Source organism: Kitasatospora sp. McL0602 (genome assembly GCF_052076145.1).
Classification (GTDB): domain Bacteria; phylum Actinomycetota; class Actinomycetes; order Streptomycetales; family Streptomycetaceae; genus Kitasatospora.
In genome coordinates, this window is record NZ_CP197246.1 from 2,967,672 (window position 1) to 2,981,557 (window position 13,886).

A 13,886-nucleotide genomic window follows, 5' to 3' on the forward strand; every position below is an offset into this window, starting at 1 on the left:
ACGGGAGCACACAGCATGGACAGCGCCATCTGGGAGAGCGTCGACCGCCTGGTCGCCTGGCTGGACTCGGAGAGCGGCCTCCCGCCCGGCGACGAGCGGCTGCTGCGGATCATCAAGCTCTCCGAGGAGGTCGGCGAGGTCGGCCAGGCCGTCATCGGCGCAACCGGCCAGAACCCCCGCAAGGGCGTCACCCACACCTGGGAGGACGTCCAGCACGAGCTGTGCGACGTCGTCTTCTCCGCCCTCGTCGCCCTCCGCACCCTCACCCCGGACGCCCCCCGCGTCTTCGCCGAACGCCTCGCGTACGTCGAACGGCGCTCGGCGGACTTCCGCAGCTGACCTCACGCCGGTGGGTCCACCAGCCGGACTCCGTCCATGAGCATGCCTGCGCGCTTCACCGTCCGTAGGACCGGGACGACCTCCAGCTGGCGGATGGCGGGGAGGGCGCCGATCCGTTCGGTGAGGTACTCGTACAGGGCGTCGTTGTCGCGGCAGATCACCACCGCCAGCAGGTTCGCCGAGCCGGTGATCGCCGCGGCGAAGGGGACCTCCGGGTGGCTGCCAAGGGCGGCTCCGGCGGCGGCGAGGTCGGCGGGGGCGACGGTCGCGAGCAGGGCGGCCTGGGTGTGGAAGCCGAGCAGCAGCGGGTCGATCTCGACGTCGAAGAAGACCGCGCCGCCCGCCTGCAGCTGGTCGAGCCGCCGCCGCACCGTCGACTCGGAGAGCCCGGTGGCGCGGGCCAGTTCGGGGTAGCCGGCCCGGCCGTCGCGGGCCAGGACGGCGAGCAGCGCCAGCTCGGCCTCGTCCAGCTTCACCTGCGCGCCGCTCTCGGCGAACGGCCGCTCCAGCGCCGCGACCTGCGCGTCGGAGAGCACGTCCAGCCCGCCCCACTGGCCCGGCCCGCCCATGAACATCCGGAGCTTGCTGTGCGCCGTGATCGCGGTGACCTGCCGGGTGCCGGGCAGCTTCTCCAGCAGCAGGGCGTCCCGGTCCTCCCGGGTCCGGGCCTTGGTGAAGCAGTGGATCTCGGTGCCGCCGGAGTTGAGGGTGACCCAGGCGATGTCCGGGCGGCGGGCCAGGGCGTCCGCCACCGCGAGCGCCGCGTCCGGCTTGCAGTGCACCCGCAGCCAGGACTCGAACAGGCCCACCCGGTGGCCCACCGCCAGCCCGATCACCCGCAGCAGGCCGTTGGTCCGCATCCGCCGGTAGCGGCGGATCACCGTCTGGTCGGAGACCCCGAGCACCTCGGCGATCCGGCTGAACGCGGCCCGGCCGTCGATCATCAGCGCCTGCACCACCGCGCGGTCCAGCTCGTCGAGCTCCTCGACCTCGTTCATGCTTCCCATCATTCCACCGCCCGTCGGTGTCGGAATCCGCCACCGACCCAGTGCTGGATGGCTCCTTCCGGGCACGGGGTGCGAGCTTTCTCGGGTGCCGGCAACCACACCCGGCCCGAAGACTCCAAGGAGAACCCGATGCGCAAGTGGCTGCCGCTGACCGCGGTGTGCCTGGGGGCGTTCATGCTGCTGGTGGACGTCACGATCGTGACCGTCGCCCTGCCGGACATGGCAACCAGCCTGCACACCACCTTCGCCGACCTCCAGTGGGTACTGGACGGCTACGCCCTCGCGCTGGCCGCGCTGCTGCTCGGCGCGGGCTCGCTGGCCGACCTGGTCGGCCGCCGCAAGGTCTACCTCGGCGGGCTGGTGGTCTTCGCGGCCGCCTCGCTGGCCTGCGGCCTGGCGACCGGTCCGGTCGCCCTGATCGCCTTCCGCGGCCTCCAGGGAGTCGGCGGCGCGGCCATGTTCGCCACCACGATGGCCCTGCTGAGCAGCACCTACCAGGGCCGGGACAGAGGCGTCGCGTTCGGCGTCTGGGGCTCGGTCAACGGCGCTGCGGCCGCCGCCGGGCCGGTGCTCGGCGGGCTGCTCACCGAGCACCTCGACTGGCGGTGGATCTTCTTCGTCAACCTGCCCGTCAGCGTGATCGCGATCGTCGTGACGCTCCGGTACGTGAAGGAGTCCCGCAACCCGCACGCGACCGGCGTCGACCTGCCCGGCCTGGTCACCTTCACCCTCGCCGCCGGGGCCGTGACGTACGCGCTGATCCGGGTCGGCGAGAACGGCTGGGGCTCGACCACCACGCTCGGCCTCTTCGCGCTCGGCGCGCTCTCCCTGCTGGCCTTCGTCCTCGTCGAACTGCGCAGCCCCCGGCCGATGCTCGACCTCGGACTGTTCCGCAGCCGCACCTTCGTCGGCATCATGCTCGGCGGGCTGCTGCTCTCGGTGGCCGCCTTCTCGTACCTCGTCTACACCTCGCTCTGGCTCCAGTCGGTGCGCGGCATGGGCCCGGTCACGGCCGGGCTGACGATGCTGCCGATGAGCGTGGTGGCCTTCGTCACCGCCGGGGTCGCGGGCAAGAAGCTGCACGACACCCCGGCCCGCTGGACGGTCGGCGGCGGCCTGCTGCTGATCGGCGTCGGCGCCCTGCTGCTGACCCCGATCGGCCCTGACTCGACGTGGACGGTGCTCGTCGCGGGCCTCGCCGTGACCGGCGCCGGGGTCGGCCTCGCCACCCCCGCGATGGCCTCGGCCGCGATGGCCGCCGTGCCGCAGGCCCGCGCGGGCATGGCGGGCGGCGCCCTCAACACCTCCCGCCAGCTGGGCAACGCCCTCGGCATCGCGGTGCTCGGCGCCGTCTTCAAGACCGGCCTCGACCACTCCCTGCCCGGCGGCATACCCGTCGCCGCCCTGACCGGCGGCCAGGCGGGCCCGATGATCGCCCACGACCCGGCGCTGGCCCCGGCCGTGCACACCGCCTTCGCCTCCGGCCTCCAGGACGCCTTCCTGGTCTCGGGCGTCCTGGGCCTGCTGGGCGGGCTGGCGGTACTCGTCCTGGTACGGCAGCCCACCGCGCAGCACCCCGCGCCGGCACCGACCCCGGCCGCCGCCACTCGGGCCTGAACGGGTCTACCCAGCCGCCGGGTCCCCGCTCGCACCCGACAGGGCGCGGACGGCCCCGGCCTCGGGCACGCCCAGCCGGTCGAAGATCCGCAGCGCCTCCCGCAGCCGCTCCGCGCCCTCCCCGGCGCGGCCCAGCTGCGGGAGCGCCTGCCCGAGGACGCTGAGCGCGAGCCCCTGGCAGTATGCCTTCTCCTGCTCCCGCGCGATCGTCAGGGCCTCCTGCGCGCAGCCCGCCGCCTCGGCCGCCAGCCCCAGGTCGAGCAGGCACTCGGCCGTCCGGGCCAGCGCCAGCCCCTCCCCGTCGCGGTGCTGCCCGCTGCGGAAGTGCGCCAGCGACTCGCGCAGCTGCTCGGCCGCCGCCCCTGCCCTGCCGGTGCTGCGCAGCACGCAGCCGTACTGGTAGAGCACCCGGGCCGTTCCGACGGTGTTGCCCACCTCCCGGGCCAGCCCGACGGCACGTTCGGCCGCCACCACCGCCTCCGCCGCCTGGCCGAGCGCCAGGTGCACCCGGGCCAGGGTCGCCAGGATCCGGGACGCACTGCCCGGGTCGGCCGAACGCTCGGACAGCTCCTGGGCCAGCCGCAGCAGGGCGAGCGCCCGCTCGGGGCGGCCGGTCGCGTAGTGCAGGATGCCGAGCGCGTTCGCCGCCAGATGCCGGCCGGCGGGGTCGGCCGCGGCCTCGGCCAGCTCCAGGCTGCGCCCGAGCTCCGCCTCGGCCAGCCCGTAGGCGTCAGTCAGGTAGTGCAGCGTGCCGATCACGTACCGGGCCCGCGCCTCCGCCCCGGCGTCCCCCCGCTGCTGCGCGCGGTCGGCCGCGAGGGCGGCCAGCCGCTGGAACTCCGGGCGGTGCGCGAGGCCCTCGATCAGCCCGAACCAGAGCAGCAGCAGGTCGACGGCGGCCCGCAGCCCGCCGGGCAGCTCACTCAGCCCGTGCAGCGCCTGGGCGACCGTCACCGAGAGCAGGGCGTACTCGGCGCGCAGCCAGGCCCGCGCCTCGTCCTCCCCCGCGAACCGCAGGCCGGGTGCCGTGACCGGGTGCAGGCTCAGGTGCAGCGCGTGGCCGGGCTCCAGCAGGCCGGAGGCGTTGGCGGCGGTGGCCAGCAGCTGGTCGAGCAGCCGCAGCAGCGCCGCGTCCCGCTCCCCGGCCCCGCCTTCCCCGCGCGTGCCCTCCCGTCGCGCGCCCTCCCGTCGCGCGTACAGCCGGAGCAGGTCGTGGTACCGGTAGCGGCCGTTTCCGTACGGCTCCAGCAGGCCCGCGTCCGCCAGTGCCTCGGCGAGCGTCTCGGCGGTGTCCTGATCCGTGCCGAGCAGGGCGGCGGCCGCGTCCAGCGGCAGATCCGGCGCGTCGCAGAGCGCGAACAGGCGGAACGCACGGGCCTGTTCCGGCGGGAGGGCGTCGTAGCCGAGCCGGAAGGTGGCCTCGACCGCGAGGTCTCCGGCCTTCAGCTCGTCCAGCCGCCGCCGCTGGTCACGCAGGCGGGCGAGCAGTGCGGCCAGCGGCCGTCCGGGGCGGGCGGCCAGCCGGGAGGCGACGATCCGGACGGCCAACGGCAGGTGCCCGCATGCCTCGGCCAGCTCCTCGGCGGCCTGCGGCTCGGCCTCGACCCGGGCCCGGCCGACGACGGTGGCGAGCAGGTCGCGCGCCTCCGCGCGGCTCAGCACGTCCACCTCGAACTGCCGGGCGCCGGGCAGCAGGATGGTCCGGGCCCGGCTGGTCACCAGGACGGCGCACCCGGCCCCACCCGGCAGCAACGGCCTTACCTGAGCGGTGTCGTGGGCGTTGTCGAGCAGCACGAACACCCGCCGGTCGGCGAGCCGCGACCGGTACAGCGCGGCCCGCTGTTCCACGTCGGCGGGGATGGCCGTCTCGGGCACCCCGAGGGCCAGCAGGAACTGCGTCAGCACGGCGCCGACGGCGGCCGGGGTCGGGCTCGCCCCCCGCAGATCGACGTACAACTGCCCGTCGGGGTAGGCGGATCGGGCCCGGTGCGCGGCGTGCACGGCGAGCGCCGTCTTGCCGACGCCGCCGATCCCGGAGAGCGCGCAGACCGCGACCGCACTGCCCCCGGCTCCGGCCCCGGCCCCGGCCCCGGCCCCGCCGGTCAGGGCGGCCAGCAGACCGTCGACGGTCTCCGTCCGCCCAATGAAGTCGACGATGTCGACCGGGAGTTGGCGCGGCACCAGGCCGGCTCTCGGCGTCACCGCAGGCCGCACCGGCGCGGGGCCGGGCCGGCGCAGCGGGGTGAGCGGGGTGAGCGGGTCGGCCGCCAGAATCCGGCCGTACAGCTCGGTCAGCTCCGCGCCGGGCCCGACGCCGAGTTCACCGACCAGCACCCGGCGGGTCTCGGTGTAGACGGCGAGGGCCTCCGCCTGCCGTCCGCTGCGGTGCAGCGCCAGCATCAGCATCGCCCGCAGGCGCTCGCGCAGCGGGTGTTCGCTGATCAGGGCGCCCAGCTCGGCGACCGCCTCGGTGTGCCGCCCCAGGCTCAACGCGCAGTCGTACTGGTCCTCCTGCGCCCTGACCCGCAGCTCGGCGAGCCGGTCACGGTGGCTCCGGGCGTAGGGGCCGGGGACACCGCCGAGCGCCGTCCCCTCCCAGAGGCCGAGCGCGGCGCCGAGCCTGGTGTGCGCGGCGGCCGCGTCACCGCTCTCCCGCTCCCGGGCGGCCGCGGCCACCTCCCGCTCGAAGACGTGCACGTCGAGGGCCTCGCGCGGCACCCGCAGGGCGTAACCGTCCGCGACGGAGACCAGCAGGGCCCCGGGCGCGCGGGCGGGCCGGTCCGGTTCGATCACCGAGCGCAGCCGCCAGGCGTAGTGGCGCAGGGTGCCGACCGCGCGGGCGGGCGGCTCCTCACCCCACAGCGCGTCCGTCAGCTCGGTCGTGCTCGCCTGCGCTCCGGCCCGCAGCAGCAGCGCGGCCAGTACGGCGCGTTGCTGCGGCGGCCCGAGGTCGAGCGGCGTGCCGTCGCGTCGGCCGCGTACCGGGCCGAGCAGCTGAAAGCTGACGCCGTGACCGGTCGCCCCCCTGCCATTGGTCATTCCGTGCCCTCACCTGCGTGGTCCCCCTGCCGAGCCCAGAAGGTACACGAGCCCGCCAGGACTCCACCGCATGCGCGCGCCGGCCGGGCCCGCACATCCGACGTTGATCGTCTGTTGATCGGCTCCGCCCAGAATGAGCCCGGCCGCAACGAGCGGCCCACCCCGCAGCACACCCCACAGCACAGGAGCCACCATGACCAGCGCGGACCACTCCCGGCCCACTCCCCACCAGGACGCCGCACCGCAGCCCCCGGCGGGCATCCATGTCGACCTCGGCACCAGCCCCGGCACCGGCTCCGGCATCAAGCACACCATCACCGCCGAGGGGGGAAAGGCGCCGACCCGGCAGAGCAGCTGACACTGCGGTCGTCTGTCGCAGTTCTGTACCGGCGCCCTCCGCACCGGGCTGCCCGGCGCGATCTCCGGCTAGGTTTCGGCAGGAACTGCTGATCAGGGGGCTGCATGGACGACGCGAGCGGATCGAGAACGAGCACAGGGGGCACGGGCGGCACGGGCGGCACGGGCGGCTGGCGCCGCGCAGCCGGGGGCGGGCTCCGGTTCCTCCTCGGTGCGGTCGCCTGCCTCGGGAGCGTCGGCGTGCTGCTGTGGTGGCTGTTCTCGGCCGCGGTCACCTGGTCCGTCGACCCGACGGACACCGCCGGCTTCGAGACCTACCTGAACGTCGCCTCGGTCTGGGCCGTCGTGGCGGGGGTGGTCGGCCTCTGGGGGGCAGCTGCGCGGTGGCCCGACGGCCGGGGCAACGGTCTTGCCTGGCCGGCCTGGTGGGACCTCGGTCTCCTGCTGGCGGTCCTGTGGCCGGTCCAGCTGCTGATCGTCGCGGGCCTGTTCGCCACGAAGGCCCGCGACCGGGCCCGGTGGCTGCGCGCAGGCGTGCTGCTCACGGGCGCGGCCGCCCTGGTCGCCGGGTCCGCCTGGGGCGTCCTGAGCTATGAGGCCGAGCAGCCCTGGACACCCTCCTCCCCCACCGACCCGGCCGTCACCGGCACCTGGGCCGGCCCGGACGGCGAGCTGCTGGAGCTGCGGGCGGGCGGCGACTTCCTCGGCCGCCTGTCGGAGCAGTCGGCGCCCACCACCGGCCGCTGGAAGGTGACCGACAGCTACGACTGGGGCATGGCTCTGACCCTGACCCTGTCGGGCGGCGGCAGCGACCAACTGGTCGTGTACGGGGCGCTCACCCCCTCGACGCTCTGCCGCCCCACCGGGCCCGACTGGTGCGACACCGCCCTGCACCGCCGGGCCTGACCGCCCCACACGTGTCCCACAGCTCCCCGACGGGGGCTGCGTCAGGCGTTGGGGGCGATCTTCGCGAGGCCGTTGATGATGCGGTCCATCGCGTCGCCGCCCTGCGGGTCCGTCAGGTTCGCGAGCATCTTGAGCACGAACTTCATCAGCACGGGGTGGGTCAGGCCGCGCTGGGTGGCGAGCTGCATGACCTTCGGGTTGCCGATCAGCTTCACGAAGCCACGGCCCAGCGTGTAGTAGCCGCCGTAGACGTCCTTGAGGACGGCCGGGTAGGCGTGCAGGGCCTTCTCCCGGCCAGCGGGGGTGACGCGGGCGTGCGCCTGCACGATGACCCCGGCGGCGAGCTGGCCGGATTCCATCGCGTAGGCGATGCCCTCACCGTTGAACGGGTTGACCATGCCGCCCGCGTCGCCGACCAGCAGCAGGCCCCGGGTGTAGTGCGGCTGCCGGTTGAAGGCCATCGGCAGAGCAGCACCCCGGATCGGGTCGGTCATGTTCTCGGGGGTGTAGCCCCACTCCTCGGGCATGCTGGCGCACCAGGACTTGAGCACCTCGCGCCAGTCCAGCTCGCCGAAGGCGGGCGAGGAGTTGAGGATGCCGAGGCCGACGTTCGACGTGCCGTCACCCATGCCGAAGATCCAGCCGTAGCCGGGCAGCAGCTTCTTCTCGGCGCCCCGGGTGTCCCAGAGCTCCAGCCAGGACTCCAGGTAGTCGTCACTGTGCCGGGGCGAGGTGAAGTACGTCCGGTACGCGACGCCCATCGGGCGGTCCTCCCGGCGGTGCAGCCCCATCGCCAGCGAGAGCCGGGTCGAGTTGCCGTCTGCAGCCACCACCAGCGGGGCGCGGAAGGTCACCGGCCGCTTCTCGTCGCCGAGCTTGGCCGTCACACCGACGATCCGGCCCGAACGGTCGTCCAGCACCGGCCCGGTGACGTTGCACTTCTCGTACAGCCGGGCCCCGGCCTTCTGCGCCTGACGGGCCAGCAGCTCGTCGAAGTCGGCCCGCTTGCGGACCAGGCCGTAGTCGGGGAAGGCCGACAGCTCGGGCCAGTCCAGCTCCAGCCGGACGCCGCCGCCGATGATCCGCAGGCCCTTGTTGTGCAGCCAGCCGTTGTCGGTCGAGACGTCGATGCCCATGTCGACCAGCTGCTTGGTCGCCCGCGGCGTCAGGCCGTCGCCGCAGACCTTCTCACGCGGGAACTCCGTCTTCTCCAGCAGCAGCACGTCCAGCCCGGCCTGCGCCAGGTAGTACGCGGTGGTCGCGCCCGCCGGGCCCGCCCCGACCACGATGACGTCTGCGCTGCTCTCCACGGTCTCGCTGGTCGACTCGGCTGCGGTCTGGGACGCTGCAGTCTGGGACACGGTGGGCACACTCCTGCGTACTGCGGGGTCAGGGGAGGGACTCGGACGAGTCTAGCTAGCGCCGCGCTCGGCGAGGCTTGACCCGTCGCGTCGTTCGGTGCGTGCTCTCGGCGTGCCGGACGAAGGGCGCTCGTAGTTGAGCTACTTCGGCCTTCGGCCGGTGCGGCGAGAGTGCGTACCGGGCGGCGTGCCGGGTCAAGCCTCGCCGAGCGCGGCGCTAGGCCTTGAAGCCGCGGTGCAGCGCCACGATGCCGCCGGTGAGGTTGCGCCAGGCGACCTTCTGCCAGCCGGCCTCCTGGAGCTTGGCGGCCAGCGCGGGCTGGTCGGGCCAGGCGCGGATCGACTCGGCGAGGTAGACGTACGCGTCCGGGTTGCTGCTCACGGCGGTGGCCACCGGGGGGAGGGCGCGCATCAGGTACTCGGTGTAGACCGTGCGCAGCGGCGTCCAGGTCGGCGTCGAGAACTCGCAGATGACGACCTTGCCACCGGGCTTGGTGACGCGGTGCAGCTCGCTCAACGCGACGGCGGTGTCCTGCACGTTGCGCAGCGCGAAGGAGATCGTCGTCGCGTCGAAGGAGTTGTCGGCGAACGGCAGCCTGGTCGCGTCACCGGCGGTCAGCGCCAGCTCGGGGTGCCGCTGCTTGCCCTCGGCGAGCATGCCGATCGAGAAGTCGCACGGCACGACGTCCGCGCCCGCCTCCACGAACGGCAGCGAGGACGTGCCCGTCCCCGCCCCGAGGTCGAGCACGGTCTGCCCCGGCCGGGCGTCCACCGCCTCGGCCACCGCGCGGCGCCAGGCGCGGGCCTGGCCGAGCGAGAGCACGTCGTTCGTCCGGTCGTACTTCGCCGCGACGTCGTCGAACATCGCGGCGACTTCGTGCGGCTGCTTGTCCAGGGAGGCTCGGGTCACGTACCCCATTGTTCACCCTCCCCCGGACAACCCGGGCAATGGGGGCCGGACCTGCCCGGCTGCTGCTCAGCCGGTGGCGTGCCGCCGCCTGCTGCGGCGGCGGCGGGAACGCTTGCCGTGGGTGAGGGCCGGCATGCCCTCGGTGGCGAAGGCGACCGTCGTGCGGATGCGCGGGTGTGTCACCCGTACGCGGCGGTGCCGCCAGATGCGGGCGGCGCAGGCGGCGAAGAGCAGCAGGGCGACGGGGACGCTGATCCGGGCGAGGCTGATGCCGACCGGCTGGGGGTAGCGCTTGCCGCAGACCCGCACCGCGCCCGGGTCGGCGGCGGCGTGCTCCAGGCAGATCGGGTCGCCGACCTTGACGTCGCCGGGGAGCCAGAGGTCGGCGGCCGTCCGCAGCTGGCCGTCGGCGCGGTAGCTGACGGCGCTGTAGGTGGCGCTGCCGGTGGGGAGCTGGGTGACGGTGCCCTCGACCCGGACGGGGTGGGCGGCGATGCGGTCGGCCTGGTCGGCCTGGCGCCAGCCGAGCAGGCACATGCCGACCGCGAGCGCGGCGCTGAGCACGGCGGCGAGGTACCAGCCGCGGCCGAGGCGCGCGCCGCGCGGACGGAGAGCGGTCGCGGATCGCATGGTTCCTGTCCTGGCTGCCGGACGGGGCCTGGGGAGGGCCCGGTGGTGAGGGTGCCCCTCGACGCGGTCAACCGGAACGACCTTCACCGAGATGGCTGTTCCGGATCGTAACCGCTGGCGGTGCCTCAGGTCACGGCAAGAGTCGATCAGTTTGTATGACTACTACGGGGATTAGCCGGATTCCGGCCATCCACCCGTACTTCACCGGCCGTTTCCCGACGGAATCTCACCGACTGCGGTACAACAACCGCCCGCCCACCACAGTTGCCACACAACTCCCGGCGCCCACCCGCTCCAGCTCCTCGACCGAACCGACGCCGAAGACCGCGAAGTCCGCCCGCCCACCGACCGCCAGCGGCCGCTGCACCGCAGCCGCGAGCCCCACCGCGTGCCCCACCGCGAGCCCTGCCGCAGCCAGCGGGTCGAGCCCGCCACGCTCCCCGGCCCCCGGCACCGAGACCAGCCCGGAGCGGGCGACGGCAGTCCGCACCACCGCCCGGGTGAACGGCCCGGCGACCGCCGTCGTCCCGTACCCGAGCATCCGCTGCAGCCCGCGCCGCGCGCTGCCGCCCCGCCGCACCTCGTCCACCTCGCCGTCCGGGAGCAGCAGCGGCTCGACGCCGAGCTCCTCCCGGGGGTCCGGGTGGTAGGCGGTCTCCAGCAGCCACTGCCCGTACGGGTTGAGCAGACCGGGCGTCAGCAGCCCGTCCCACTCCCGCACCCGGGCACCGTCGACCGGCCGGTACGGGCCGAGCGCGACCACGGACGGGCCGTCGACCAGCACGGCGCCGTCCGTGATCAGCGAATCCGCCAGCAGCAGGGCCGAGGCCCGGTGGAGGGTCAGCATCAGGTGGTGGAGAGGATCTTCAGCTCGGGGTGCGCGGTGCCGCCCTCGATCGCCGTGGAGGCGATGTGCGAGGCGACGCGCGGGTCGACCGGGTCGTTGGCCGGGTCGTCCAGCACCCGCAGGTGCTGGTACGTGGTCGAGCGCTGCGCCGGGGTGCGGTCGGCGGCCCGGATGAGGTGGATCAGCTCGGTGAGGTTGGAGCGGTGCTTGGCCCCGGCCATCGAGACGACGTTCTCCTCCAGCATGACCGAGCCGAGGTCGTCGGCGCCGTAGTGCAGCGACAGCTGACCGGCCTCCTTGCCCGTGGTGAGCCAGGAGCCCTGGATGTGCGCGACGTTGTCGAGGAAGAGCCGGGCGATCGAGATCATCCGGAGGTACTCGAAGACGGTGGCCTGGGTGGAGCCCTTGAGGTGGTTGTTCTGCGGCTGGTAGGTGTACGGGATGAAGGCGCGGAAGCCGCCCGTACGGTCCTGCACGTCGCGGATCATGCGCAGGTGCTCGATCCGCTCGGCGTTGGTCTCGCCGGTGCCCATCAGCATGGTGGAGGTGGACTCGACGCCCAGGCCGTGCGAGATCTCCATGATCTCCAGCCAGCGCTCCCCCGACTCCTTGAGCGGTGCGATCGCCTTGCGCGGGCGCTCCGGCAGCAGCTCGGCGCCGGCCCCGGCGAAGGAGTCCAGCCCGGCCTTGTGGATGCGGGTGATCGCCTCCTCGACCGAGACCTTGGAGAGGCGGGCCATGTGCTCGACCTCGGAGGCGCCCAGCGAGTGGATCACCAGCTGCGGGAAGTCCTTCTTGATCGCGGCGAACGCGGTCTCGTAGTACTCGACGCCGTAGTCCGGGTGGTGCCCGCCCTGGAACATGATCTGGGTGCCGCCCAGCTCGACCGTCTCCGCGCAGCGGCGCAGGATCTCGTCGAGGTCGCGCGACCAGCCCTTGTCACTCTTGGGGGCGACGTAGAAGGCGCAGAACTTGCAGGCCGTCACGCAGACGTTGGTGTAGTTGATGTTCCGCTCGATGATGTACGTCGCGATGTGCTCGGTACCGGCGTAGCGGCGGCGGCGGACGGCGTCGGCGGCGGAGCCGAGCGCGTGCAGCGGCGCGGAGCGGTAGAGGTGCAGCGCCTCCTCGGGGGTGATCCGGCCCCCGGCGGCGGCGCGGTCCAGAACGGCCTGCAGGTCTGCGGCGGCGGGGGTCTGCTCGGACACCTGGCGGGCCTTCTTTCTGTCCAACGTCGAACGCTTGCGGAGCGGCCGCCCGGCGCTTGCCGCCCGGCGTCCGTTCACCTGTCCGCCGTACCGCCGGGGAGACCCCGGCAGGCACGACCGAACCAGCGTACGCCAGCCCTCTCCCGCAGTTTTCGGCCCTCACCCACCCACGGGTGCGGGCTCCAGCAGAGTGACCGTCACGTCGGGCGCGAAGCCGCTGTCGTACCCGACCCTGCGGGCGAACTCGGCGATGCCGGCCAGCTGGCGCTCGCCGAGCGAGAAGTCCAGCGCCTCGCTGAAGTAGCGCTCCAGCAGCGGCGCGTCGAACGCCTCCCAGCGGGCCGCCTGCTCGGCCACCTTGGCGGCCTCCGCGAGCGAGAGGTCGCGGGACTCCAGGAAGGCGCGGTGCACGGCCGCGACGGTCTCGGGGTGGCTCGCGGCGTAGTCGCGGCGGGCGGCCCAGACGGCGAAGACGAACGGCAGGCCCGTCCACTCCTTCCACATCTCGCCGAGGTCGTGCACCGCCAGGCCCTGGCTGGGGGCCTGCTCCAGCGAGGCGCGCAGCGCCGGGTCGCCGATCAGCACGGCGGCGTCGGCCTCGGCGAGCATCGCGTCCAGGTCCGGCGGGCAGCTGAAGTACTCGGGGCGCACGCCCTCGCGCTCCTCCAGCAGCAGCCGGGCGAGCCGGACGGAGGTGCGGCTGGTCGACCCGAGGGCGACCCGGCGGCCGTCCAGCTCGGCGAGCGGAAGGCGGCTGACGATCACGCAGGACATCACCGGGCCGTCGCTGCCGACCGCGATGTCCGGCAACACCACCAGCTCGTCGGCGTGCCGCAGGTACTCCACGCAGGTGATCGGGCCGATGTCGAGGGCCCCGCCGACCAGCTGGTCGCTGAGCTTCTCGGGGGTGTCCTTGGTGAGGTCGAGGTCGAGGAGGTTGCCCGTCCTGGCGAGACCCCAGTAGAGGGGCACGCAGTTGAGGAACTCGATGTGTCCGACCCTGGGCCTTACCGCCACCGAGCCACTAGCTTCCCGACCGGTCACCACGTACTCCCTCGTACCCGTTGTTCGTACCCTCTCCGCAGGGTATGCCCGAGGTCGGCGAGGGCCTTCATCCGGGACTCGACACACTCGCGGAGAGGCTCCGGAGACCCCTGGTCGGGCCTGCCCTCGCGTGCTACCGTTCCACCCAGTTGCAGTTTGATTCCCCTTGCAGTACTTGAAGCCTGCGGAGCATGTAACCGCAGGCTTTTCGTAGTTTTTCAGCATTATCGAAAAACTCCGGACCCACTCCGGAGGCGGGGCGATCAGCGCAGCGGACCCCGGATGCCACACGGTGTGGTGTCCAATACGTCCCTCGCAAGGAGAACGGCATGGCTCAGGGAACCGTCAAGTGGTTCAACGCTGAGAAGGGCTTCGGCTTCATCGCCCAGGATGGCGGCGGCCCCGACGTCTTCGTCCACTACTCCGCCATCAACGCAAGCGGCTTCCGCTCGCTGGAGGAGAACCAGCAGGTGAACTTCGACGTCACCCAGGGCCCCAAGGGCCCGCAGGCGGAGAACGTCACCCCCATCTGATTCATCTCCTCTGATGATCTGATCGCTCAGGACCCCGAGCGGGTCTGATGACGGCCGTCCGGGCCGTCACCAAGAGCATGACGAGCAC

General features: G+C 73.3%; 13 protein-coding genes. 5 read left to right on the forward strand and 8 right to left on the reverse strand.

Annotated features, from left to right (window positions below):
• Positions 1–15 precede the first annotated feature (15 nt).
• The gene (locus ACR68M_RS13380; protein ID WP_441250696.1) at positions 16–339 is read left to right on the forward strand and encodes a MazG-like family protein; all 324 of its coding nucleotides are present in this window, start codon (positions 16–18) and stop codon (positions 337–339) included.
• Positions 340–341: 2 nt separating this feature from the next.
• Here ACR68M_RS13380 and ACR68M_RS13385 read toward each other — a convergent pair whose 3' ends face one another.
• Positions 342–1,337 carry an Lrp/AsnC family transcriptional regulator gene (locus tag ACR68M_RS13385; RefSeq protein WP_441250697.1) on the reverse strand — a complete coding sequence of 332 codons (996 nt, stop codon included), beginning with the start codon at positions 1,335–1,337 and terminating at the stop codon, positions 342–344.
• A gap of 138 nt (positions 1,338–1,475) precedes the next feature.
• On the opposite strand from ACR68M_RS13385, the gene ACR68M_RS13390 reads away from it, so the two are divergent.
• Positions 1,476–2,963 carry a DHA2 family efflux MFS transporter permease subunit gene (locus ACR68M_RS13390; RefSeq protein ID WP_441250698.1) on the forward strand — a complete coding sequence of 496 codons (1,488 nt, stop codon included), beginning with the start codon at positions 1,476–1,478 and terminating at the stop codon, positions 2,961–2,963.
• Between the two features lie 6 nt (positions 2,964–2,969).
• Here ACR68M_RS13390 and ACR68M_RS13395 read toward each other — a convergent pair whose 3' ends face one another.
• Positions 2,970–6,002, reverse strand: a complete 3,033-nt coding sequence (locus ACR68M_RS13395; protein ID WP_441250699.1) for a BTAD domain-containing putative transcriptional regulator — start codon at positions 6,000–6,002, stop codon at positions 2,970–2,972.
• 193 nt (positions 6,003–6,195) lie between these two features.
• Between ACR68M_RS13395 and ACR68M_RS13400 the strand changes: the two genes are divergently transcribed.
• Together ACR68M_RS13400 and ACR68M_RS13405 are read left to right on the forward strand one after the other, a co-directional pair.
• Positions 6,196–6,360, forward strand: a complete 165-nt coding sequence (locus ACR68M_RS13400; protein WP_441250700.1) for a hypothetical protein — start codon at positions 6,196–6,198, stop codon at positions 6,358–6,360.
• A gap of 104 nt (positions 6,361–6,464) precedes the next feature.
• Positions 6,465–7,265, forward strand: coding sequence for a hypothetical protein (locus ACR68M_RS13405; protein WP_441250701.1), 801 nt, complete (start codon positions 6,465–6,467; stop codon positions 7,263–7,265).
• A gap of 41 nt (positions 7,266–7,306) precedes the next feature.
• Here the strand turns inward: ACR68M_RS13405 and ACR68M_RS13410 are convergent, their stop codons facing one another.
• The 6 genes from ACR68M_RS13410 to ACR68M_RS13435 all read right to left on the reverse strand — a co-directional run bounded on the left by ACR68M_RS13410 (position 7,307) and on the right by ACR68M_RS13435 (position 13,265).
• Positions 7,307–8,575, reverse strand: coding sequence for a geranylgeranyl reductase family protein (locus tag ACR68M_RS13410; protein ID WP_441251605.1), 1,269 nt, complete (start codon positions 8,573–8,575; stop codon positions 7,307–7,309).
• Positions 8,576–8,843: 268 nt separating this feature from the next.
• Positions 8,844–9,536, reverse strand: coding sequence for a demethylmenaquinone methyltransferase (locus ACR68M_RS13415; protein ID WP_441250702.1), 693 nt, complete (start codon positions 9,534–9,536; stop codon positions 8,844–8,846).
• A 66-nt stretch (positions 9,537–9,602) separates the two neighbouring features.
• Positions 9,603–10,166 carry a hypothetical protein gene (locus tag ACR68M_RS13420; protein WP_441250703.1) on the reverse strand — a complete coding sequence of 188 codons (564 nt, stop codon included), beginning with the start codon at positions 10,164–10,166 and terminating at the stop codon, positions 9,603–9,605.
• Between the two features lie 226 nt (positions 10,167–10,392).
• Positions 10,393–11,013: a hypothetical protein gene (locus tag ACR68M_RS13425; RefSeq protein WP_441250704.1), complete on the reverse strand. Its 621-nt coding sequence runs from the start codon at positions 11,011–11,013 to the stop codon at positions 10,393–10,395.
• Positions 11,013–12,221: a cyclic dehypoxanthinyl futalosine synthase gene (mqnC, locus tag ACR68M_RS13430; RefSeq protein WP_441250705.1), complete on the reverse strand. Its 1,209-nt coding sequence runs from the start codon at positions 12,219–12,221 to the stop codon at positions 11,013–11,015. The genes ACR68M_RS13425 and mqnC overlap by 1 nt, the downstream gene beginning before the upstream one ends.
• A gap of 159 nt (positions 12,222–12,380) precedes the next feature.
• A complete protein-coding gene (locus tag ACR68M_RS13435; protein ID WP_441250706.1) occupies positions 12,381–13,265 on the reverse strand; it encodes a menaquinone biosynthetic enzyme MqnA/MqnD family protein in 885 nt (294 codons plus the stop codon).
• A gap of 329 nt (positions 13,266–13,594) precedes the next feature.
• Between ACR68M_RS13435 and ACR68M_RS13440 the strand changes: the two genes are divergently transcribed.
• A complete protein-coding gene (locus ACR68M_RS13440; protein WP_104817891.1) occupies positions 13,595–13,798 on the forward strand; it encodes a cold-shock protein in 204 nt (67 codons plus the stop codon).
• The last annotated feature ends 88 nt before the right edge of the window (positions 13,799–13,886 follow it).